Annotated in this window: 19 protein-coding genes; 3 read left to right on the plus strand and 16 right to left on the minus strand. The window is 36.7% G+C overall.

What is annotated here, in order from left to right; all coding sequences use genetic code 11:
• Nucleotides 1–2: 2 nt before the first annotated feature.
• Genes IGJ93_RS06795 through IGJ93_RS06805 form a run of 3 tightly spaced genes read right to left on the minus strand, consistent with a single transcriptional unit; the run spans nucleotide 3 to nucleotide 3067 of the window.
• Nucleotides 3–839: a carbohydrate ABC transporter permease gene (locus IGJ93_RS06795; RefSeq protein ID WP_285700432.1), complete on the minus strand. Its 837-nt coding sequence runs from the start codon at nucleotides 837–839 to the stop codon at nucleotides 3–5.
• Between the two features lie 11 nt (nucleotides 840–850).
• Nucleotides 851–1756 carry a carbohydrate ABC transporter permease gene (locus IGJ93_RS06800; protein ID WP_370629936.1) on the minus strand — a complete coding sequence of 302 codons (906 nt, stop codon included), beginning with the start codon at nucleotides 1754–1756 and terminating at the stop codon, nucleotides 851–853.
• Between the two features lie 48 nt (nucleotides 1757–1804).
• Nucleotides 1805–3067 (minus strand): extracellular solute-binding protein, encoded by a 1263-nt coding sequence (locus tag IGJ93_RS06805; RefSeq protein WP_067482130.1) that lies wholly within the window; start codon nucleotides 3065–3067, stop codon nucleotides 1805–1807.
• Between the two features lie 251 nt (nucleotides 3068–3318).
• On the opposite strand from IGJ93_RS06805, the gene IGJ93_RS06810 reads away from it, so the two are divergent.
• Together IGJ93_RS06810 and IGJ93_RS06815 are read left to right on the plus strand one after the other, a co-directional pair.
• On the plus strand, nucleotides 3319–4230 hold the full coding sequence (locus tag IGJ93_RS06810; protein WP_067482132.1) for an ArsR/SmtB family transcription factor: 912 nt from the start codon (nucleotides 3319–3321) through the stop codon (nucleotides 4228–4230).
• A 463-nt stretch (nucleotides 4231–4693) separates the two neighbouring features.
• Nucleotides 4694–6202 carry a helix-turn-helix domain-containing protein gene (locus IGJ93_RS06815; protein ID WP_071868401.1) on the plus strand — a complete coding sequence of 503 codons (1509 nt, stop codon included), beginning with the start codon at nucleotides 4694–4696 and terminating at the stop codon, nucleotides 6200–6202.
• A 52-nt stretch (nucleotides 6203–6254) separates the two neighbouring features.
• On the opposite strand, the gene IGJ93_RS06820 is transcribed toward IGJ93_RS06815, so the two are convergent.
• The 6 genes from IGJ93_RS06820 to IGJ93_RS06845 all read right to left on the minus strand — a co-directional run bounded on the left by IGJ93_RS06820 (nucleotide 6255) and on the right by IGJ93_RS06845 (nucleotide 14367).
• Nucleotides 6255–7196, minus strand: coding sequence for a dihydroorotate oxidase (locus tag IGJ93_RS06820; RefSeq protein WP_071868402.1), 942 nt, complete (start codon nucleotides 7194–7196; stop codon nucleotides 6255–6257).
• A 393-nt stretch (nucleotides 7197–7589) separates the two neighbouring features.
• The gene (locus tag IGJ93_RS06825; RefSeq protein ID WP_071868403.1) at nucleotides 7590–8804 is read right to left on the minus strand and encodes a multidrug effflux MFS transporter; all 1215 of its coding nucleotides are present in this window, start codon (nucleotides 8802–8804) and stop codon (nucleotides 7590–7592) included.
• Between the two features lie 231 nt (nucleotides 8805–9035).
• Nucleotides 9036–10022 carry a LacI family DNA-binding transcriptional regulator gene (locus IGJ93_RS06830; RefSeq protein WP_071868433.1) on the minus strand — a complete coding sequence of 329 codons (987 nt, stop codon included), beginning with the start codon at nucleotides 10020–10022 and terminating at the stop codon, nucleotides 9036–9038.
• An 11-nt stretch (nucleotides 10023–10033) separates the two neighbouring features.
• Nucleotides 10034–12328: a glycoside hydrolase family 3 N-terminal domain-containing protein gene (locus IGJ93_RS06835; protein WP_071868404.1), complete on the minus strand. Its 2295-nt coding sequence runs from the start codon at nucleotides 12326–12328 to the stop codon at nucleotides 10034–10036.
• On the minus strand, nucleotides 12321–13652 hold the full coding sequence (locus IGJ93_RS06840; RefSeq protein WP_071868405.1) for a PTS sugar transporter subunit IIC: 1332 nt from the start codon (nucleotides 13650–13652) through the stop codon (nucleotides 12321–12323). The genes IGJ93_RS06835 and IGJ93_RS06840 overlap by 8 nt, the downstream gene beginning before the upstream one ends.
• A 181-nt stretch (nucleotides 13653–13833) precedes the next feature.
• Nucleotides 13834–14367 (minus strand): TetR/AcrR family transcriptional regulator, encoded by a 534-nt coding sequence (locus IGJ93_RS06845; protein ID WP_067482145.1) that lies wholly within the window; start codon nucleotides 14365–14367, stop codon nucleotides 13834–13836.
• Between the two features lie 104 nt (nucleotides 14368–14471).
• Between IGJ93_RS06845 and IGJ93_RS06850 the strand changes: the two genes are divergently transcribed.
• Nucleotides 14472–15383: an NAD-dependent epimerase/dehydratase family protein gene (locus tag IGJ93_RS06850; protein ID WP_071868406.1), complete on the plus strand. Its 912-nt coding sequence runs from the start codon at nucleotides 14472–14474 to the stop codon at nucleotides 15381–15383.
• A 195-nt stretch (nucleotides 15384–15578) separates the two neighbouring features.
• Here IGJ93_RS06850 and IGJ93_RS06855 read toward each other — a convergent pair whose 3' ends face one another.
• The 7 genes from IGJ93_RS06855 to IGJ93_RS06885 form a co-directional block, all read right to left on the minus strand.
• A complete protein-coding gene (locus IGJ93_RS06855) occupies nucleotides 15579–15932 on the minus strand; it encodes a DUF1048 domain-containing protein (RefSeq protein WP_067482147.1) in 354 nt (117 codons plus the stop codon).
• On the minus strand, nucleotides 15925–16257 hold the full coding sequence (locus IGJ93_RS06860; protein ID WP_071868407.1) for a PadR family transcriptional regulator: 333 nt from the start codon (nucleotides 16255–16257) through the stop codon (nucleotides 15925–15927). The genes IGJ93_RS06855 and IGJ93_RS06860 overlap by 8 nt, the downstream gene beginning before the upstream one ends.
• Nucleotides 16258–16440: 183 nt before the next feature.
• Nucleotides 16441–17910, minus strand: coding sequence for a ribosomal protection-like ABC-F family protein (gene abc-f, locus IGJ93_RS06865; protein WP_071868408.1), 1470 nt, complete (start codon nucleotides 17908–17910; stop codon nucleotides 16441–16443).
• A 243-nt stretch (nucleotides 17911–18153) separates the two neighbouring features.
• Entirely contained in the window at nucleotides 18154–18975 is an 822-nt protein-coding gene (locus IGJ93_RS06870) for a maltodextrose utilization protein MalA (RefSeq protein WP_071868409.1), read from the minus strand.
• A gap of 12 nt (nucleotides 18976–18987) precedes the next feature.
• Entirely contained in the window at nucleotides 18988–19839 is an 852-nt protein-coding gene (locus IGJ93_RS06875) for a sugar ABC transporter permease (RefSeq protein ID WP_071868410.1), read from the minus strand.
• 3 nt (nucleotides 19840–19842) lie between these two features.
• A complete protein-coding gene (locus tag IGJ93_RS06880; RefSeq protein WP_067482155.1) occupies nucleotides 19843–21147 on the minus strand; it encodes a carbohydrate ABC transporter permease in 1305 nt (434 codons plus the stop codon).
• Between the two features lie 97 nt (nucleotides 21148–21244).
• Nucleotides 21245–22504 (minus strand): extracellular solute-binding protein, encoded by a 1260-nt coding sequence (locus IGJ93_RS06885; protein WP_067482157.1) that lies wholly within the window; start codon nucleotides 22502–22504, stop codon nucleotides 21245–21247.
• Nucleotides 22505–22591 lie beyond the last annotated feature (87 nt).

Below are 22591 nucleotides of genomic sequence, written 5' to 3' on the forward strand. Positions count from 1 at the left end.
TCTTATCCTTTCACACCAGCAGATAAAGACATCGACTGTAAAAAATATTTTTGAGCAAATAGGTACAAAATAAAAGTCGGAATAATCGCCACCAAAGCGCCCGCCATCAACAAGGTTGGTTGCGCTTGGTACATGCCTTGTAAAAGTTGTAACCCTGAAGTGATCGGCATTTTTTCAATATCATTAAATACGATGGATGGCCACAAGAAATCATTCCAAGAACCCGTAAAGGCAAATAACGCTACTACTAATAACACTGGTTTAATCAAAGGTAAAATAATTCTACGGAAAATCGTCCATTCGCTCGCACCATCAATCTGTGCGGCTTCATCAAAGTCTTTTGGAATATTATCCATAAACTGCTTAACTAAGAAAATGTTGAATACACCAGCTGCTCCTGGGACAATCATTGCCAATGGCGTATTGACCCAACCTAAAATATCAACGATTTTATAAAGTGGAATCAAATTCACTACACTCGGAAACATCATCGTTGCTATCAAAAAGGAAAAGAGTCCATTTTTACCTCTAAAACTTAAACGGCTATAAGCAAACGCCGAAAATGAGACGACAACTAACACCAAAAGAGTATGAGAAACAGAGATGAATAACGAATTAAAGAACCATTTAACTAACGGTGTACTTGAATTATTCACTAAAAGTTCTGTGTAGTTCGTTAAGACCCATTCAATTGGTAATAACTTAAACCCCGCTGTCATCAGCTCCATCTCAGATTTAAATGATGTCAACACACCATACAGTAATGGAATCATCCAAACAATTCCCATCACAAGCAAAAAGCAAAATGCCATTAGTTTAGACATTGACTTTTTCTTCATCTTGTCTCCCCCTACTCTTTTCGTAAAAACTTAAATTGAATCGCAGAAACGACCATGATACAGAGACCTAAAATGACTGCCATCGCAGATGCCATTCCGGCAATTGATTGTCCTGAACCAAACGCATTTTGTTGGATATACATCAATAAGACTCGCGTTGAGTTGTTTGGTCCACCACCTGTCAACATTAGCGGTTGTCCGTAAACATTAAACTGTGCAATCGTTGTCATTACTACGGTATATAAAATCTGTCCTCTGATTGCTGGCAAAGTAATTTTAAAAAATTTTTGTAACGTCGTAGCGCCATCAATATCGGCTGCCTCGTAAAAATCTTTTGAAATGCCATTTAATGCTGCTTGATAGATAATCATATTTCCACCAATTGTCCACCAAACTGTTACAACCACTAACGCAATCCAGGCATAGGGCTGTGTCCCAGTCCAAGGAATGTCAGATTGTAAAATCGTGTTGATTGGACCATAGTTGACATTAAAAATTAGCGTCCAAATGATTACTACGGCAGAAATGGCAAAGAGTGATGGTAAATAAAACAGTGATTGAAATAGTTTTGCTAATTTTGGTTTCGTATTTAATGCTGCTGCTAAAATCAACGGAACGATAATACAGCTCGGCACTGAAAACAGAACAAATAAAAATGTATTTTTTAACCCAATCCGCAATTGTTCATAAAAAGTAGACTGTTCATTAAACAAAAGATCTTGATAATTAGCTAAGCCAACAAATGTCGGCGAGTTGAATAAGTCCCAGTCTGTTAAAGAAATATACAAACCAAAAATGACAGGTAGTAAGAAAAAAATTGTAAAAATCGTTAAGTGTGGTGCCAAGAACATCCAAGGCAGCCATTTCTTTTTCTTGATTACCTTGCCTGTACTTGACATCGTTTCCGTAGAAGTCATCATAACTGCGCAATCCTTTCTTGAATCAAAATAACTTGTGAAAAAAATTTATTTATTGGAACTATCCTTGGCAATTTTATCGACAACTTCTTTTTGCATCCCTTTCGTGAAATCAGCCACCGACTGTTTCCCAAAAATCGTATCAAAACCATGCGCATCAATGTACTCTGAAACATAACCATTATATTTATAGTCAAAGATTGAAAGTGTTGCTTGTTGTTCAGGTGTTTCAATGAAGAATGATTGTGGCATCTTTTGGTATTCTTCATTCTCTAAAATTGCTAACGTTGCTGGATTTTGCCCCGCTTTTGCCCACTCAAGTGAATTCGTCCGCAACCAATTGATAAATTCCATGATTCCTTTTGTTTTCTCATCGGAACGATCTTTGTTCTTGAACATCACAAATTGATGGGAAGATGCCCAATTGACTATTTTACTTGCGTCAGCTGTTAGTTGTGGTGAATTGGTCAATCCCCACTCAAATTTTGCATCTTTGATATTATTTTGTAGCCAAATGCCTTCTGGGAAAAAAAGTAGTTTTCCAGCTAAGTATAATTGCGTTGGGTCTTCCCCATCTTTTGTTGTAACTCCAGCTTGATATAAATCAGCCCATGCATTCATTGCTTCCTTAGCCGCTGGTGTATCCAAGGTTGGTGCCGTTCCATCTTCCGTTAATTCGCCTCCCGCTTGCTTGAATGTAGATAAGTAATTGGGTTTCATCCAAGTAACAGCTACGCCTCGAACGTCATCAGCTTTTGCTTTTTCGCCTGCCTCTTTGATCTCATCAAAGGTCAAGATATTGTCATCCAGAGCATTGGGTGCATATTTTTCTAGCAGTTCTTTATTGTAATAAGTTCCCCAGTTGTGGATATCAAGTGGCAAGCTGTATCGCACACCATCCAATTCACCCAAATTCCATGCTTCAGTCACGTAATTTTCGGCTTTGACTTCGGGAAAATCAGCCAAAATTTCATCATAATTTTCTAGCATGTCGTTGTCTTTATACTGCTTAATTCGCTCTGCATGAACAATATTCAAATCCGGGATATTTTTCCCTGAGTTAACGACCGTTGGGATTTTGGTATACATATCTGTTTCTTTTAACGAGACATTTTTGATTTTATATTCAGGGTCTGTTTTGTTATACTCATCAATCATTGCCTTGACGTTTGAACTGTCCGCCCCTGTGAATGGATTCCAAAAAACGATTTCTTTTTCATTTGCCGACCCCGTACTTCCAGAACTGCCACATGCTGTTAATGTCATCAAACAAGCGCCCGTCACCAATGCCATACCTAATAATTTTTTCATTTTTCTGTCCCTCTCTCAATTTTACTAAATAGTTAATTTTCAACCGAAATTATTTTTAGGCTAATGAACCATTTAGTATTTTTTTATTTTCAACAACTAGTACATTGCTAAATTAGCATCGTATGTAAGCGCAGTCAACACTATTTTGTCAACGTTTATCAAAAACAACTATACAGTTAAATAGGTGTTGGGATATAATCGTACTGAGAGATAATCTGTTAACTTTTTAGTTAAATAGGAGATGGAAAATTATGGAACTTTCTTTAGATGAACGTTCATTGCCTGTTTTTGAATGCCTCGCTAGTGCTACCCGTTTGGAAATTTTAAAATTTATCGGGAGCGAGAAAAAAAGTATTGGTGAGATTGCGAAACATTTGGAAATCAGTAGTGCGATCACCACTAGACACATTCAAAAAATGGAAGATGCAGGTTTGATACATTCTGAGCGTGGCGTTGGTGCCAATCGAAATAAAAAAATGGTCTACCTTAAAGTCGATGATATTAATATTTGTTTTCCAGAGAAAATTTATCAAGAATTTCAACGTTATTCTACTAACCTGAAACTTGGTCATTTTACTGATTTTTCTGTTACACCTACTTGTGGATTAGCGACGATTGAAGATGTGGTTGGTAAAGCAGATGACCCAAAATATTTTATGGACGCCAAACGAGTTGATGCGTCATTGTTATGGTTCAGTAGTGGGTTTGTTGAGTATAAAATACCTAATTTATTACAAGAAAATGAAACACCTGAAATGCTTGAAATTAGTTTTGAAATTGCATCAGAATTTCCGTTATCAAATAATGTTTGGCCAAGTGATATCTCCATCTACGTGAATGATGTCAAAGTAGCTGTCTACACTGTCCCTGGAAATTTTTCAGATATTCGTGGACGCTATACGCCCGAATGGTGGAACGATAGTTTCAGTCAATACGGTCTTTTAAAGCATCTTCGCATCAATAAATTAGATACCGGAATTGATGGTGAAGCTTATTCTGACGTGACGATCGAAGACTTGAAACTACGTGAACTACCTTTTATCAAATTACGCTTTTCGGTTGAAGATGATGCCAAGCATCAAGGAGGATTAACATTGTTCGGTACTGGATTTGGGAACCACCAGCAAGATATTTTGATTACTACCTATTATTTGAAAAAGTAACTTAAACATGAAACCTTAAAACCAAAAGAGAAAACCGCTAGTAATCTTTCTTCTTTTTTTGTTGAAAGCTATTACTCATCAATTCATACAGTATTTACGTAAAAATGCTTGCTTAAAAAAAGCAGAAACCAAATCTCCAAAAATTATTTTTCAGAGTTAGGACGAAATTCACTTGCTCACCCAAGTTATATCTGCTCTTCTTTTCATCTAAACTGATTGACGGAAAAGAAAAAGACTGGAACTAATTTTGTCCCAGTCTCCCTTTTTCTAAGACTTTTTCTCGTTGGTTTCGTTCATTGTGAAGAAAAAAACATTTCTAGCGCCCAGAAAATATTCTTTGCTTTTTTTTAATTGATGTTATAATTATCTATGCTAGATTCATATATATTGTTGTTATTTATAAATTCCGTGTTATGTGTGATGAACTAAGTCTTACTAAAAATGTGAAAAGCAGGTGTTGATTTTGAACCTTTTGAATTTATTGGATAAAAATAGTCGTATTCAAATTTCAATGGTCCATTTTTTATTGGATTATAATGCTAAGACAAGCACCACAACAATGATTGAAGAATTAGCACTCACTCGATTCCTTTTTGAAACAAATATTGAAGAAGTCGGCTCTACCCTCGAGCAATTAAATATCGGGTTATCTCTTACATACGATAAAATACACAACAGTATCACACTTCAAAAGGATAATCACACCAGCTTAGACAAGTTCTATTATTATTATTTGAATCGTTCGGTTGACTATCAAATTCTCATCTATCTATATCAACATCCAAGTTATTCAATCGTTGATTTAAGTCACAGCGTTTCATTAAGTGAAGCTGCTATTTATCGTCACCTAAAAAAATTAAACAAGGAAATTGAAGAATTTGATATTCAGATTCGCAAAGGAACCATCATTGGCGACGAACTACAAATTTGTTATTTTTTCTATCAATTATTTTGGGTAGGTGTCCCGCTAGACGAATTGGAAGGGAAAACAAATGACGTAAGCACCATGCGTTTTGCAGATTACTTGGAAAAGAAATTAAAACAAACTTTCACAAGAGAAGCAAAATTAAAGCTATACCTTTGGATTCGGATCTTAAAGACACGTATTTTAAAGCAATCTTTAAATGATTCAAGTCCTATTTTGGAAACTTTTTTTGACTATCAGACAGAAGATTCTATTTATCAGATTGTGCGTGATGCTTACTTTTTTTCACTCAGTCACTCTGCTGTTTTTGGTTCACCCCATAATGCAATTTATTTATACCTATTCATCTCTTCTATGTCGATAGTGCCACCTGATGTTGCAATGATTTTAGAAGATGGCTATTGGCCGACCAGCAACCCTAAAATCATCGCACTGAATGAACTGGTAGTAAGCAAAGTTAAATCTGACTATCAACTTGACCAAGAGAAAATTGACGAAACATTTATTGCTAATTGGAAGTACTATTTGACACAAATACATGGTTCACTTCTCTACTTTCGAGGAAGTATCACCTTTCTTGAAGAAAAAATTATTTCTGAACGGTTACTCAAAGCAACCACCTTTATTCCTAACTTCGAACTTGCAAATCAAATCGTAGATGAAGGAGAAATTTTAGTTGAAAAAGCTTTATTAGATACTACTAAACAACTAGTAACTCGTATCTACCTTTATTTCATTAATCAGATAAAACGTTTTTCAACAAATCAGATTACGATTGGCGTCCACTCAAGTGATGATTATCTTTACAGTAATATCATGGTGGAAATGGTCAAAACTGAATTTGAAAACCATTTTTTCATCACGTGTGAAATCGCTGAGTTTGGTAAGTCTTATGATATTCTGGTTACTAACTCCACTGTCTCTCTTTGTGATTTTGGATATACCGATCTTTATATCACAAATAATTTCAAAACCAATAAGGATGTTAGCTCTTTACGCGAACTATTAGCAAAACATTCCCAAAAAAATAAACCTTTAGAAGAATAAGCGTAAACAAAAAAAACGTGGGGCACAATTGCCTCACGTTTTTTGTTGAGTTTTATGAAATAGTTCGTAATTTCCCTTGAAATTCGCTAATTGATTGATACCCTTTTACTTCCATAATTTCTGCTAATTCTTTGATTATTCTAGTAAAAATTTCTGGTCCTTCTTTGTGCAATTGCGTTCCAATTTGCAACATGCTTGCGCCACACAATAAATGTTCGAAGGCGTCTTGTCCATTACAAATCCCACCAGTCCCAATAATTTGAATTTCAGGTTTTAATCTAGTATAAAAAGCACGAACATTTGCCAAAGCAGTTGGTTTGATATACTCGCCACCAATTCCGCCAAACCCGTCCTTCGGTTTGATTACTACCGTGTCACTTTGAGGATCGATATATAACCCATTCCCCACACTATTGATTGCATTAACGTAGGTCAAAGGAAATTGATTCAAGATATCTGCCATCGCATCGAAATGAGCAAAGTCAAAATATGGTGGTAATTTCACGCCCAACGGTTTTGTAAAAATGGCAAATGCTTGTTTAAGTGTTTCAAAAGTGGCATCGAAATCATAAGCAAGTTGTGGTTTCCCTGGAACATTAGGACAAGAAAGATTTAATTCTGTGATTCCACGAAAATCACTTTTTTCGATCATTTCTAACATTTCTAAGTTCTCTGCTACACTCATTCCCGCAATTGAGAAAAATAACGGAGCAGCAGTTGGATTTTCTTTTTCATATTGAAGTGCGTAGTCCAAATAATAAGCAAAACCTAAATTAGGTAACCCCATCGAATTGATGCTCCCTAACGCTACATCATAGTATCGTGGTTCAGGATTTCCTGCGCGCTCTGGGATGGTGCAACTCTTAGTAATCATTGCACCAGCATCTGAGCTTGCTAGTTCATGCATTTCTTGCACCGTTATACAATGAACACCAGACGCATTCATAAACGGATTAGCAAAAGTATGGTTGGCAAAGGTCATTTCTAAATTCAAGATAATCGCTCCTTCAAAGGCATTTTATCTAGTTTAGCATTTCCAACTAGAAAATCAACAAAAAAACTTTATTTTTTTCAAACGAACTGGATAACGTTCGTCTTTTACAAGAACAAAATTTATTTTAACGAAGGTTTCTGTTTATTTCACTAACAATGAGCAATCACCTTCACACAACCAGCTTCATTTTTATCAACTTAGACAAGAAGATTGCTGATTTTCTGGCAAAAAGAGGTAAAAAATACTCTATCCTCTTTTTAGACGTTTTCAGATACCAGAAAGCGTCTATTTTACACAAAAAAGGCCAGAACGCTGTCCAGCCTCTCCTCTTTTCAACATTCAATTACGTACTGAAACGAAAGCCAGCCTTTTGTTTCAGCCACTTTTACTTAACTAATTTTTTAACAGTGATTTCTTTTTTTCTTTCGAAAAGATATCTCTTCCTAACATTCTATATAAAATAACCGCACATGCTTCAGAAATAAAAATCAATACAGCTAAAGGTAAATACGTATTGCTTCCCATGATTCCTACTAGCGGCGTGAAGACCATCCCGATTGCATACATTCCTAATCCAAGTACGGAAGAAGCAATCCCAGCATGTTTGCCTTGCCTTTCCATCGCCATTGTTGTTACCACTGCATTTACTAACCCCAATGTCGACACGACTAACAACAACCCAAGCAGAGCTAACCACAAGTGATTTGTATGGATGCCACTAATAATCACTAAAATGCTACCCAAAAAACCAAGACCTACTCCCCAACCTAGCTGACGGAAGCTACTCATTCTCTTCGATAACACACCAGCAAGTTCTGCTGCAACTACAATTCCGATTCCATTGATTCCATAAATCAAGCTAAACATTTTATCCGACAAACCAAAAACATTTTGTAACATAAAGGACGAACCAGAAATGTAACAAAACATCGCTGCATAAACGAAACCTTGAATCAGCACGAACATCATAAATGGTCGATCGCTGAATACTGCTTGCCAACCTGCTCTTTGATCAACTTTTTCAGTTGCCAATTGGACTTCATGCGTTTCCTTAAACCCGATTAGAACACCTAAAAATAATAACAAACCAATTACTGCAAGAAAAATAAAAATAACTCGCCAAGAAAAATAGCTCAAGAAAAAACTGCCCAGTAAAGGAGAAACAATTGGAAAAATACCATTGATTGCCATCAACATTGCAATGAATCGAGTCAATTGAGTTCCAGAAAATAAATCTTTTGCAATTGCTCGCGTCAGAACAACGCCAGTTGAGCTAGCAATTCCTTGAATCAAACGTAAGCTTAAAAATAACCAAATATTTGTGACAGATACTGATAATAAACAGGCAATGACAGAAATACCAATGCCCCATAGAAGTGGTTTCTTCCGCCCGATACGGTCACTGATTGCGCCAATAAACAATGGACCAAATGCGAGCCCTGCTAAACACATGGTCAAGCTTAACTGAACCATTGATGTCGGGATGCCAAAGTCCGTTTCTAGCACTGGTAAAGCTGGTAAATAAGTATCAAGTAGTAAGGGGCCATAGGCGCTTAATGTGCCAAGCAAAATAGATAGCCACCATATTTTCTTTTTGTTTTCAATCATTTTCCTTTCACCTCAAAAAAGAAAATAGCATGGAAAAACGGAAATATCAATAAAAAATCCAGTAAATTTTCACTTTTTTCAAAAAAATGAGAACAATACTCATTTAAGTCGTTTTTCACCGCAAACAAAAAAACGCCGAGACCTCATTTGATCTCGCACGTCTTTCATCATTCCTATGAAATCAACTACTAGTTCTTCCCGATTCCTTTTATCAAATAAACTTTTCAACTATTATTCAGTAGTCATCCCTAAAATCTGGTTATTCAGAATAATTGTTTGTTTTTCAGATGGCAAGTTTTCCGGTATTCCTTTGATTCGTTCAAGGATAATCGTTGCTGCCGTTTCACCAATTTTTTCGGTTGGCGGATTAATCGTGACCTGCGGTAAAATACTTTGCTCCCCTTCAGATAAATAGTCATAATGACCAAAGGCAATGTCTTTTTTTACAGAAATTCCTTGTTCATTAAAACATTCTAAGGATCCAAGAGACATATTGTAGTTGCTGACAAAGATAGCTGTTGCATTTGCCATTAATAATTCTTTTGTTCCTTGGTAGCCACTCCTTCTGGTGTAATCCCCTTCGTAAATTTCAAGTGCTACTTCGGGGTGATTCTCGACTGCATCTTTTGCGCCTAACAGTCGTTCTTTTGCTGTGTAATCTGTTTGCGGAGCAGTGATATAACCGATTTTTTGATGGCCTTTAGCAATGTAATCAGAAATCACATTTGAGACACTTTCACGATCATCCAATAAAATGACATCTGCATTGTTCAATGGATCTGGATAATTCAAAGAGACAATTGGGACGTTGACTTGTGCTAATTTTTCCATGTCAATCCACTCTTCACTTGATAAAAAGACAATCAATCCATCCACGGAGTGTTTCAACAAATAATCAATTTTCTCATCCATTTGCTTTTCACTTTTTGAAAAACCACTAAGTAGTATGCTATAACCATTTGCTTCAGCAACTTTTTCAATTCCTGACACAACTTCTGAGCCGAATCGACTAGAAATACTGTTCATCAGTAAGCCAATGGAAAAACTTCGATTATTTTTAAGCCCTTTGGCAATAATATTTTCTTTATAGTCTAAAACTTTGATCGCTGAAGTAATTTTTTCAACATTTGATTGTCTTAATTTTTGACCATTCAAGTACCGTGATACTGTTCCTACTGAAACACCAGCAAGTTGAGCAACGTCTCTAATTGATGCCATTTCTCCCACCCCTACCAATCACAATTGATTTCTGCCTCCTGATCACCAACCATGATTTTTGCTTTTTTGGCGAAATGCCAGCAATTGTCTGCACCTACATATTGAAAATCCTCTGGAGACAACTCAAACGTCACCGTTTTTTCTTCCTGCGCTTTTAATTCATGTTTGCTAAAAGCTTTCAGCAATTTTTTACGCTGAATAACAGATCCTCCAAGGAGTTTGACAAATACAAGCGAACTAACTTTGCCAGCAATCGTTCCTTTATTTTTAACTTTAACGGATACCGTTAGTTTGTCAACATTTGTTTTGCATTGAAGTGCTGAATAAGCAAACGTGGTATAGCTTAACCCTTCCCCAAAATCATGCAGTGGACTGCCACTTAAATCATAATAATTCTCTTGTTTTGAGGCATCTCTCTGATAATAATAAACAGGTAATTGCTGACTATTTCTAGGATAAGTAACACTTAAACGACCACTTGGATTTGATTGTCCGAGTAATGTCTTCGCGATTGCTTTTCCTCCTTCTTGGCCTGGAAACCAGCCAATCAAAACAGCATCAGACACTGCTTCGACCAATGACAAGTCAGATGGACGACCTTGGATTACTACTGAAATGAGTGGTTTTTCAAGTTTTGACAGTTCAGTTAAGAGGAATTCTTGCTTTCCTCCTAAAGATAACGAGGCGACATCAACATTTTCTCCAGAGTCCATATTTACCCCTTTTGATGAGACCGCGCCATTTTGTAAAAATTCCATATCGAAATTTCGCGCACTTGAGCCACCTAAAACAGTAATGATTAGATCTGCCTCTCCTGCTACTTGAAGTGCTTCTTCGATTTTTGCTTCTTGTGATACTTCATTTCGAATTTCGCAACCCTCGGCATACGTAACAGTCGCTGAAGAAAATAGCTGCTTGATTTCCCGATAAACCGTTTTTTCTAATTGGATTTCTGTTTGTGGAGCTGAATAATCACCCAACAAATGATACAAGTTATCTGCATTCGGTCCGATAACAGCAACTTTTTTCCCGCTTGGATTTAGCGGAAGCACACCATTGTTTTTAGTAAGAACTAAGCTTTCCTCTGCCAACTGTTGATTTAATTTTCTTGATTCTGTCAATAACTCTTCCCATTGATCTTTCGGGTCTTTGATAAAAGGATCTTCAAATAATCCCAATAAAAATTTAATTGCTAGAATGCGTCGGACAGACCGATCAAGCATGGCTTCGTCAATCACATCTTCCAACACGCCTTCTTCAATCCGAGTATAAGTTTCATCCCACAAACTTAAATCAATCCCAGCAGTTAATGCATGGCTAGCTGCTTCTGTTTGGCTTTCATATACATCATTCAGACGATCCAGAGCAATCCCATCTGCCATGACCAATCCTTGGAACCCTATTTTTGCTCGCAGGTTTTGTTCAAACAATTCATGGTTCACATGACAAGGGACACCATCAATATCATTGTATGCAGCCATTACTCCGACAGCATTACGTGTACTTTTTAATAACGGTGTATAAACATCTGCAAATTCTCGTCTGCCAATTGGAACAGTTCCAGAATTATGACCACCAAGAGCCTCCCCTTGTGCAATGCAATGCTTCAAGACCACACCAATTTGTTCTTTAGACCGATTAATATCTGCCACTCGTTGATCCAAGAAAGCTATTTCATCAGAAATCAGAGAACCTTGAAAACCTTGAACAATTGCTTCGCTCATTCGTGCACTGAGAATCGGATCTTCCCCAAAGCATTCTTCTGACCTTCCCCAGCGCGGATCTTTTAATAAATCCAAGGTTGAAACTAATGCTAAGTGCACACCTTTTGCTGCTAGTTCTTTCGCCATTAAGCGACTTGTCTGCTCAACTAGTTCTAGGTTAAAACTACTACCTCGACCAACATTCGTAGGATAAGAAATGCTTTCCAGTCCTTGATGCCCATGAGGACACTCTTCAACGATTAAAGCGGGAATTCCCCAACGAGAATGGCTAATCACGTACTCTTGCACTTGGTTTGCTACCTTCCAACTATCCTTTGCAGCAATTCCATTTTTATCATCAACTTTTGACCAAGGATCTGCACGAAACAACCCGTAAAGTGCGCCTAAGCCACCACCCCACTGAACATGATTCTTAAATTTTTCTGTTAATTCAACAGCTTCTTGTTCCTTTTTATAACACTCCCAGCCATAGAGATGCTGATTGACTTGCCCAACTTTTTCGCTAAGACTTAAGCGTGCCAATAAGTCTTCTACACGTTGGCGAATCGTTAGTTCTGGATTTTGATATGGATACTTAGCCAAGTTCCCCCGCTCCTTCTTGTCGTGCTTTATTTGCAGCTAATACAAACGGTACAAATAAAAAGACGTCTAAAATAATTAATAACACAGTCAAAATAGCTGCTTTTACATCGCCCCCAGTTGCAATAAATGATTGGATTACTGGCGGTGTAATCCATGGTGCTGCAGCAACTGTTTTTTCAATCAAACCAACACTTGTTGCAACATAAGCAATAACTAAATTGATTGATGGAATAAGCGCACAGGGAATCATATAAATTGGATTCATTACGACTGGTAGCCCAAACATCACAGGTTCAGTAATATTGAACAAGCAAGTTGTCAAACCAAACTTGGCGATTTGTCGCTGTTCTTGTCGTTTTGAAACCCACAAAATCGCAATCACTAATGGTAAGATACAGCCTCCTCCACCAATTAATCCAAATGCATTCGTAAAAGGTTCGGTAATAATATTAGGAATTTCTTTTCCAGCAGAAAAAGCATCCATATTTTCTTGAATCGATTGTAATAATGGTGCTTGACGAATTGGTGCCAAAATACTTGAACCATGCATACCAAAAACCCAAAGAAAATCAGAGAAGAATTGTAAAAATAAAATACCAGGAACAGATAAGACGAAAGCTTTTAAAGGTGTTTGAATGGCTAATTCAATCAAACTTGGAAAATCAAGACCAGTAAACTTATCCAGTAGAAAAACAAAAATAGCAAATAAAAGAATAACTGCTGTTTCAGGAACTAAAGAATTGAATGAAGTAGCAACTGCCGGTGGAACACCATCAGGCATTTTGATTTTTAACTTCTTGATTTTTGCTAGCTTCATAAATAACTCTGTCCCAACAATGGAAGCAATCATCGCCGTTGCTAGACCGGAAGAAGAAGTCAGACTTTGTAAAAATACGCCAGTTGCTTCAGCTGTACTACCGTCCACCAAAGTAACACTGCTTTTCAACGGCATCAGAATAAACATAACAGCAACGCTTAACACACCTGCATGCACTGCACTAAAAGCCGGATCATTCATCTCACCTGATCGAATGTAATGATTTGCTAAATTCCAGCCGATGTTATAACACACAACAATTGCTAAAATACTCATCGTACCATTATTGACGATGGAAGCCAGGTTTGCTAGAAAACTCAAGTCAATCCATTGTTGAACAAAGGCATTAGAAAAAATCAATGCATTTAACAAGACCATGACAGACGCCGCCATTACTAGTGGCATCGTAATGATAAAACTATCTCGAATTGCAAGTAAGTGACGCTGGTTGTTCATCTTAGAAACGATTGGTAATAACTTTTCAGATAACTTGTCTACAAAACTCATTAGTAAATCTCCCCCATTTAAATAAGTTGAACCGGTTCAACTTCACTATAGCATGACTTTTATTTTTTGCAACAGTTTTTTTGGAGGCGGATTCATTTTTTTGTAAAATAGCTAGTTAACTAAAAAAATACCCAACCAAAAAATTGGATGGGTATTTTAGATTTTGTTTTTTAAGAAATAACTACTCATGAAATTCCTTAATTAAATCTGTCATTGCTGAAATACTTTCTTTCTGTCCCGTTTCGATCCAACTCAACCACACTTCAAAGATGCCAGCTGACATGAATTTGATCCAGTAGTAACGTTTACTTCCTTCCCAATCTTCCCAAGTGGTCGTTTCATCGTAAAAGCGGGCCATTTGTTGACTAAAGAGTTGAAAGATAATCTCTTTGTAACCTCCTTCAATAGCCGCTTGGAAATCTGGTGTCAGTTCTTGAAAAAATTCAGACAAATCATCAATTTTCTGTTCATGACTAACTTTGTTGATTGTTTTATCAAAAATAGCTTGAAATTTGGGTTCATAATATTCGGTCAACACTTGTGTTAGATCAGTAAAATGCCGATAAAATGCCATTCTACTCACACCTGATCTCTTAGCTACTTCAGAAACTGTCAGTTTTGATAATTGTGTTGTTTTTAATAATTCGAGTGTAGCTAATGTGAGCCATTTTTTGGTATCCTCTTTGATACTTTTTGAATAATTCGTCACTGCCATAACAGATTCCTCCTTCTGTTACAAATGCCTATCAATTGCTTGATTAAGCACTTTTTATCTTCTAAAATAGCATCCATAACAAATGTAACATCAGGAGGTAAAAAATGAAAGTATTAGTCACAGGCGCAAATGGATTTGTCGCAACTCATATCATAAAATTATTGCAAGAAAAAAATTACGAAGTTAATGGAACTGTTCGGAATTTGGATCGAGCTCCTGTTATTTTTGAAGGTGTTTCTTACTTTGCTGCAGATTTAACAAGTGCTTCTGGTTGGAAAGATTCGATGGTTGGTGTTGATGCAATTCTCCATGTTGCTAGCCCTCTTGGACATGAAAATTCCAACGATCCAAAATTGATTGATGAGGCTGTTCAAGGTGTTCAACATGTTTTTGATGCTGCACATCAAGCTGGAATCAAACGGATTATCATGACTTCCAGTCAAGCAGCAGCTACTCCTTTAGCAAGCACGACAGGCGTGATTGATGAAACGTATTGGTCTGATCAGCACAATCCAGAACTCAATGCTTATCGGTTATCAAAACTTGCTGCAGAAAAAAAGGCTTGGGAATTAGCCCAAAAGTATGATTTAGCTTTGACAACAATTTTACCAGGCGCTATTTTTGGTAAGGCTTTAACCAGTAACCGCTCATCAAATGGTGTCTTAGATGGTATCAAACGTTCTCGTTTAGTACCAAAAATTACGCTTGAAGTGACAGATGTTAACGACCTAGCTAATTTACATCTTTTAGCTTTAGAAAATAATGACACGATTGGCGAACGAATTTTAGCAAAAAATACAGACCTCTCTTTCGCACAAATCAGTCGAATTTATGGAAATCGACCAATTATCGTCCCTGATTTTGCTTTAAAATTTGCAGCCAAATTTGTTGGCGAATTGCGCTCATTAGTTCCCATGTTGAAACGCAAATATACTCATAGTAATCAAAAAGCGATCAAGTTGGGGTGGCAACCACGAGATGGACGTCAAACGGTACTCGAAGCAATCGAAAATTAAGTTAAAGAACGAGTCTGGGGCAAAATTAAAAATCCAGTCATTCATCGCACATTCTTCACTTCAAAGAACGCCTAAAATTAACGTTTACAAAACGAATTTTAGGCGTTTTTTTATTTAGATTACTTTTGTCCCAATCCTATTTTAAATGTGATTCTCTGAACCGAATCAAGTACTTGTCGGAAAAAATAGCTAGACTTATCTCAGCTTTTTGTTGATTTCACGGTTCAAATTTTCGCGCCAATCTTCCGTATACGTTTTTGTACTTTTCAACAGTTCATCGCAAAAAGAAGCCACATCTGTTCCCGTCACTTCAAGAACTTTTTTCCCGTCAGCTATACCTTCTTCAAACAGATCAATCAAATCATATTGCACTGCCATCATGTCATAACCACTACCAGTTGCAAATTTCCACATATGGCTTTGGATTTTTTTGAAAACAAATTGGTAATCATTTGGCAACGCATCGACTCGTGCCATTTGTGCTTTATATTCTTTTTTACTTGTAATGATTTTTTTTACATTCAAGTAATCATCAAAAAACTTATTCATTTACTGTTTCCTCCTTTAATTGAGTCATCTTTTCTGATAAAAATGCCCACTTTTCCCAAAAAATTGCCAGTTCAGCTCGCCCAGCATCATTGAGGGTAAAAAATTTTCTTGGTGGTCCTATATCAGAGGGCTTCTTTTTCGTATCCACCAGTTTATTTTTTTCAAGACGTAACAAAATCGTGTACACTGTGCCATCCACCACATCAGTAAACCCAAGAGCATTTAGCTTTTTTGTTATCTCATAGCCATACGTCTCTTGCTGACGAATGATTTCCAAGACGCAACCCTCAAGTACGCCTTTGAGCATTTCTGTTAAATTTTCCATATCCTTCTCCTTAAATTTCCCACTTCCAGTAATAAGTATTACTAAGTACCGCTATATAGTATTACTTATTACTTAAGTTGTCAAACTTTTGTGTGTATTTCTAAAAAAGGTACCCCAAAAAAAGAAGCTACGACTGATAAGGCCGCAGCTTCACTCTTTCTTGTGAGAAAATAGTCATAAAACTTATTTTTTCAAAATCAACTTTTGATTTTCAATTTGATAAACTACCTCTGCCACTTCATGAACAAATAACGTATCATGAGAAGTAAAAATAACAGTTCCCGGATATTGTTTGATTAATGCTTCTAAAGCTTGCATCGTATTTACATCAATAAAGTTCGTTGGCTCATCTAAGATTAGCGTATTTGCTGGTTTGGTAAAAAGTAAGGCAATCGCCAAACGTGTGGCTTCACCACCACTCAACTCACGAATAGGTTTAGTGATTTCTATTTGTTTAAACCCTAAATTATTTAGCAAGGCTCGCACAAAAGGTTCTGGATATTCCGTTTGTTTCAATAAATAAGCTAATAAGGGTTCCTCACTTGTTAATTGATAGTCCATTTGCTGATAAACAGAAAAAATAACATTTGAAGAGACAATTATGCCTCGTTTTTGGTCAAGAATATAACGCAATAACGTCGATTTTCCAGAACCGTTAGCACCTGTAATTGCAATTTTTTCTCCTAAACCAAATTGAAAAGTAGCTTCTTCTATTAGCTTTTTTCCAGTAACTTCCAACGTCACTTGATCTCCCATGATTGGAAATTTATTATGGATTTCCAGTGTTTTTGGCACAGGAAAAATAATTTTCTGATTTTTCACATCAACAGTTTGTTCTACTAATTGGTCTAAACGACTGGTCATTGCTTTTGCTGTTTTTTGTAAAGATTTTTGGACCGTATCTTTTTGTTTTGAAGAAGCTAGCCGATCTGGACGTTGACTTTTTTGTTTCTGTTTTTTCGTTGATTGTGTTAGTTTTTCTGCCTGTGCTTGTTTTTTCTTGATAGCATTTTCTAAACGCTTCTTCTCTTTTTGAAAATGATCTGCTAAACGCTCTTTTTCGATGCACTCTGCTTCTTTTTGTTTCACATACTCTGTATAATTTCCGTGAAATTCTCTCACGCGTCCCTCTTCAATTTCCCAAATTTTGGTCGCGATTTGGTTTATGAAGAATCGGTCATGACTGACTATAATTAATGTGCCGTAATAATAACTTAGTTCTTTAATCAATGTTTCAATACTCTGGCTATCCAAATGAGTGGTTGGCTCGTCCAGTAATAAGCCCATTTGATAATCTGATAGCTGATTGGCTAAACGAAATTTCGCTTGTTCTCCCCCACTAAGAGTCTCCATTCCCATTGTTGGAACAGCAAATCGACTTAACAGTTCGCCATCTAGTTGGTTACTAACGTGGACCTTTGTTAGCTCTTCGCTTTGGGCATAGTAATTAAATTCAATTTCTCTTTGAACTTTTCCACGATCAGGCTCGACTTTACCAACAATCATTTTTAGTAATGTTGATTTTCCACTTCCGTTTTTTCCAATAATTGCAATTCGTTCATTTTGATAAATCGTTAATTCATCAATAGATAAAATGTTTTTGGCGCCAAAATTTTTTTCAATATTTATTAATTTAACAGCTAAAGTTTCCATTTTTTCCGCTCCTTTTATGAGGGAAAAGTGTACAAAAAAGAGGTAGCCATAAGCCACCTCTTTGATTTCAATCAAAATTATCGAAGGAAAAAGGATACACTCATCCCCTGAAATCACATGTGCTTAGGACTTTTTTATTAACTAAATGTCATTAAAAGTTCAATGCGCAATTTCATGGAAGCAGTCATCTTTGTTCTCCTTTACTTTTTCTTTTCTAAACTATAACAAAAATACCGATGTCCTTCAAGCCTCGGCTACTTGCCGTTCATCCTTGAAGCCTGTTTTCGCGAAAATCCATAATAGTAACAAAACAGCTACCGTTGACTGGATACCTAACATTAAAATCAGATCAAAATGTACAAAACCAACTACCGCAGCAAGAATCGATCCTACACCCAAAACATTCAGCATTAGATTCGCACTTTCCTTAAACGTTTGGATAGAAGAAAAACGACTCTTTCTTGTCATCCATAAAAAGAGTGATGCGCCAAACAAAATCATGATAGTCATAACGAGTAAGATAAACCCCAAACTTAGACTATAGGACAAAATAATCACTGGACGATTGCTGAGATAGAATTGTTCTTCTAGAAATTGTTCAAATTCTTGTGGTGTTTGACTCATTGCTGGTGTAAAAGACGGCCCATAGTTCATCGTATAGCTTCTAGTTTGTCCATTGTCTTGTTGCTGAATGTGCCACTGTGTTTTTTCAAAATTAATAAACGTACCCTTTTGTTGAACACTCTTTGGTAAATCCACGCCCACTATCAGCTCTTGGTTTTCAAAAATGATGGCTTCTTTCCCCTTTAATTCGCCGTTGACAACTCGTAAGTGAGAAAATTGCTCCACACCTGCTTGATCCATCATCTGATTGACCGCTAAAAATTGCTGACTCGGTATTGCTGTAACCTGATTTGCGTAATAAAGAGTGATTGGGATCGTCATAAAAGAAACTAAAAAGACTAATACTAAGAAAAATTTTGGCCACGAAAGTTCTTTTCGTCCAGCAAACAAACGTTTTGGTCCAGCTAGACTGGCGAAATAATTAAATGGGAAAGTTTGCATTTCTGATACCTCCTATCCTTTGGTTCCTCCTGAAGTTAAGCCTGTAACAAAGTTCTTTTGTAAGAAGAAGAATAACAAACAAATTGGTAAAGCAATTAAGATTGCTCCCGCTGCAAATAACGATACTCTTTGATTCGTTACGTCAGAAATAAAGGTTTGCAACCCTACTGCTACTGTTTGGTTCTCCGGTGTACGTAATAAGAATTTTGATAGCATGAAATCGCCAAATGGTCCCATGAATGCCCATAGTGCTTGAACGGCGATCATTGGCTTAACTAATGGTAAAACGATTTGAGCGAAAATTCGAAAATGACCTGCGCCATCTAACTTCGCTGATTCATCAAGGTCGATCGGCACAGTATCGAAATAGCCTTTCATCAACCAAGTATTCATCGGGATGCCACCACCAATATAAATCATTGTTAGGAACCAATACTTGTCTAGCGCATCAAGCAAGAATGCCATAACATAAAAGGCAGTCAAAGCCGCCATTGTTGGCACCATCTGAATAACTAAGAAAAACATCAAACTTGATTTGCGACCAATAAAGCGATAACGACTATATGTGTAACCTGCTAATGTTACAACCGTTACTTGTATCACCATTGTTAATACAGAAATAATCAAGGTATTTTTATACCAAGTGCCATACAATGTTTCATTAAACAAACGTGAAAAATTATTTAATGTCCATTCACCGGATAAGTCTAAGCTAAATGCAGCAATGTTCCCTGGCTTAAATGCTGTACTAGCAGTAATCAATAGTGGATATAAAATAATGATTGAGAGAAATATCAAGAAAGCATACGTAAAAAAATGTGACACGCTTCGTTGAAATCTCGCACTAGAATTTATTTTTTTCATCTGCTAATCCCCCATATTGAACGCATTTGTTTTCTTAAAGACAAGCAAGGAAACACAAATTACTACAGCAGAAATAATCAATGTAATTGCCGAAGCCATTGAATACTGTGGCGATGTCCCTGTTGTCAGTTTGTAGATCCAAGAAATCAAAATATCGGTTGAACCTGCGCCACCACCGACACTACCTGGCCCTCCATTATTAAATAGGTAGATCATCGAGAAATTGTTGAAGTTCCCTGTGTATTGCGTAATGAATGTTGGCGCCGCCACTAAGAAAATTGCAGGTAACGTTATATTTGAGAAACGTTTCCAAGCATTCGCCCCGTCAATTTTTGCAGCTTCATACAAATCTTCAGAGATTGACTGCAAGATTCCAGTGACCATGACATAGATATATGGGAAACCTAACCAACCTTGAACAAGAATAATTGCCACTTTTGTCCAATTCGGATCTGTTTTCCAAGAAATTGCGCCAATATCAACCAAAGGTAAGTTGTTCAAAAATGGGATAACTTGTGTGTTAATCGCTCCAACACTGTCATTAAAAATGTTAGAGAAGCTCATAATTGTAATAAAAGCAGGAACAGCCCAAGGTAATAAGAAAATAATACCAAATACACGTTTAAATTTAATAAACTTTTGGTGAGCAACTACGGCAGTCAACACGCCTAAGCTAATTTGCAAAGTTGTTGCACACAAAGTCCAGATGATTGTCCAACTGAAAACAGATAAAAAAGTATTTCGATAGGAACTTAAAAAGAAGATACTAAAGAAGTTTTTGAATCCCACCCAATCAATCAAACTTGCAGGCGGAATGTGGTTGAAATCGTAGTTTGTAAATGCTGTAAATAAGGTAACCAACACTGGAAAAATAATGGTAAAAATCATTAAAAGATAGGCTGGTAAAGTTAGTAAGTAAGGAAATCCTTCATCCCCAATAGTCTGCAACGTTTCTTTCATTGTTACATTGATTTTTTGGCCATTTTTTCGCATAGTTGCCACACGTCGTGCATCATAAAGATTTAAACCATAAAAGAGAAAGAAAATAATCGTGATGATTAATTGTAATGTTCCTTCAATCAAAATAAACAATGAATGATCTTCTATAGGGATACTTCCCAGTGTTACTAATCCAACTAATGATTGAAAACCACCAAGGATCATTTGAATCACAAAAATAAGAAAGATACTGAAAAAAGCAATTCCTTTCGCTTTTTGTCCATTTGCTAGCTGACCGAAGCCAGGTATTAGCGAAAAAAGTGTCACTTTATTGACTTGAACTTCATTTTTCGTTCCAGACTGTTTCATCTAAAACGCCCCCTAATCATTTGATTCTAACTAGTTAAAGGGGAAGTGACCTAAGCCACCGCTCCCCTTCTTCCTTTATGTCTAGCTTTGTGGAACTTTAATATTTTTGCTCAATTGCCTCAGTAATTGTTTTGACTGCGCTGTTAGCAGATTCTTTTGGTGTTTTAGCACCAGAAGCTGCATCAAACATTAAGTTTTCTGCCCCTGTCCAAACTTCAGCCATTTCCGGAATGTTTGGCATTGCTTGTGCTGTTTCATACTGTTCGATTACCGCAGTTGTCAATTCATCATTTTTAGCTTTAGCTGTTTCACGTGCGCTTTGATTTGCAGGAATTTCATTGACCATTTCGAAGAATGTTTCTTGGTTTTCTTGGTTAGTCACATAATCAAGCCACTTTTGAGCCACATCTTTATTTTTTGCATAGTTGCTAACAACCCAACCTTTACCTCCACCAAATGGTTGGTAAGATTCACCGTTATCTAATGTTGGAATTTTTGCTACGCCGTAGTTAACTTTACTTTCTTTATATGATTGTGCTTGCCATGGTCCATCAATAATCGCTGCTGCTTTGTTTGAAGTAAACTGTTGTGTCACAAAGTCGCCAGCACTAGTCACATCTTGCATTCCTTTTGGCCAAACATTTTGGAACCAGTCAGTTGCATAAGTGATTCCTTCAACTGCACCAGCATTGTTCAAACCAATATCTGAAGCATCCGTTCCATCTTCACCAAAAACATAACCGCCATAACCTGCAAGTAGTCCGTATGAATAATAAAAATCAGTCCATTTTGCTAGGAAGCCAGTGTTTTTACCTGCTTCTGAATCAAATGCAAATCGTTCGTCTTTCGCAAGATCTTCGACTTCTTTGAATGTTGTTGGCGCTGCATCGATCAAGTCTTTGTTATAATACAAAACCAGTGTTTCAATTACAGCAGGTTCTCCGTAAATTTTGCCATCATAAGTTACTTGTGCTTTATCCGTTTCATCGTAATCTGCTTCATTTCCTAATTTTACTTCTGCTAAGTGACCTTGTTGTCCCAAAGCACCGATTCGGTCATAAGCAGCCATCATCACATCTGGCCCTTTTCCTGCAGGACCATCAAGAGCTAACGCTTCTAATTGGTCAAACATGTCTTTTTCAACTAATTTTATTTTGACATCATTCTCTTTTTCAAACTTACCTTTAATCTCGTTCATGTAATCGGTATAACCTGAATCAACAGAAATCGTTAGTGTTTTCTCATCATCTGCTGCTTTACTGTTTGATTTTCCACCATTACCACAAGCAGCAAGTCCACCAATCACACCGACTGAAAGCAAACCTAAACCTAATGTCTTCATCATTTTACTTTTCATTTTTTATTTCCCCCTGTAGTTTATTTTTCTGTTTTCTTACTAAAATCATTATACTGTTATTAAAAATATTAGTGCAACCGCTTTCTC

It is taken from the genome of Enterococcus sp. DIV0174 (genome assembly GCF_050529065.1).
Classification (GTDB): Bacteria; Bacillota; Bacilli; order Lactobacillales; family Enterococcaceae; genus Enterococcus_B; species Enterococcus_B thailandicus.

What these genes read in the sequence shown, in the direction of transcription:
- abc-f (WP_071868408.1), bottom strand. Translation starts at nt 17,910, where the DNA reads ATGGAAACTTTAGCTGTTAAATTAATAAATATTGAAAAAAATTTTGGC.
- IGJ93_RS06840 (WP_071868405.1), bottom strand. Translation starts at nt 13,652, where the DNA reads ATGAGTTTTGTAGACAAGTTATCTGAAAAGTTATTACCAATCGTTTCT.
- IGJ93_RS06870 (WP_071868409.1), bottom strand. Translation starts at nt 18,975, where the DNA reads ATGCAAACTTTCCCATTTAATTATTTCGCCAGTCTAGCTGGACCAAAA.
- IGJ93_RS06795 (WP_285700432.1), bottom strand. Translation starts at nt 839, where the DNA reads ATGAAGAAAAAGTCAATGTCTAAACTAATGGCATTTTGCTTTTTGCTT.
- IGJ93_RS06800 (WP_370629936.1), bottom strand. Translation starts at nt 1,756, where the DNA reads ATGACTTCTACGGAAACGATGTCAAGTACAGGCAAGGTAATCAAGAAA.
- IGJ93_RS06880 (WP_067482155.1), bottom strand. Translation starts at nt 21,147, where the DNA reads ATGAAACAGTCTGGAACGAAAAATGAAGTTCAAGTCAATAAAGTGACA.
- IGJ93_RS06855 (WP_067482147.1), bottom strand. Translation starts at nt 15,932, where the DNA reads ATGAATAAGTTTTTTGATGATTACTTGAATGTAAAAAAAATCATTACA.
- IGJ93_RS06875 (WP_071868410.1), bottom strand. Translation starts at nt 19,839, where the DNA reads ATGAAAAAAATAAATTCTAGTGCGAGATTTCAACGAAGCGTGTCACAT.
- IGJ93_RS06830 (WP_071868433.1), bottom strand. Translation starts at nt 10,022, where the DNA reads ATGGCATCAATTAGAGACGTTGCTCAACTTGCTGGTGTTTCAGTAGGA.
- IGJ93_RS06850 (WP_071868406.1), top strand. Translation starts at nt 14,472, where the DNA reads ATGAAAGTATTAGTCACAGGCGCAAATGGATTTGTCGCAACTCATATC.
- IGJ93_RS06805 (WP_067482130.1), bottom strand. Translation starts at nt 3,067, where the DNA reads ATGAAAAAATTATTAGGTATGGCATTGGTGACGGGCGCTTGTTTGATG.
- IGJ93_RS06810 (WP_067482132.1), top strand. Translation starts at nt 3,319, where the DNA reads ATGGAACTTTCTTTAGATGAACGTTCATTGCCTGTTTTTGAATGCCTC.
- IGJ93_RS06860 (WP_071868407.1), bottom strand. Translation starts at nt 16,257, where the DNA reads ATGGAAAATTTAACAGAAATGCTCAAAGGCGTACTTGAGGGTTGCGTC.
- IGJ93_RS06825 (WP_071868403.1), bottom strand. Translation starts at nt 8,804, where the DNA reads ATGATTGAAAACAAAAAGAAAATATGGTGGCTATCTATTTTGCTTGGC.
- IGJ93_RS06885 (WP_067482157.1), bottom strand. Translation starts at nt 22,504, where the DNA reads ATGAAAAGTAAAATGATGAAGACATTAGGTTTAGGTTTGCTTTCAGTC.
- IGJ93_RS06845 (WP_067482145.1), bottom strand. Translation starts at nt 14,367, where the DNA reads ATGGCAGTGACGAATTATTCAAAAAGTATCAAAGAGGATACCAAAAAA.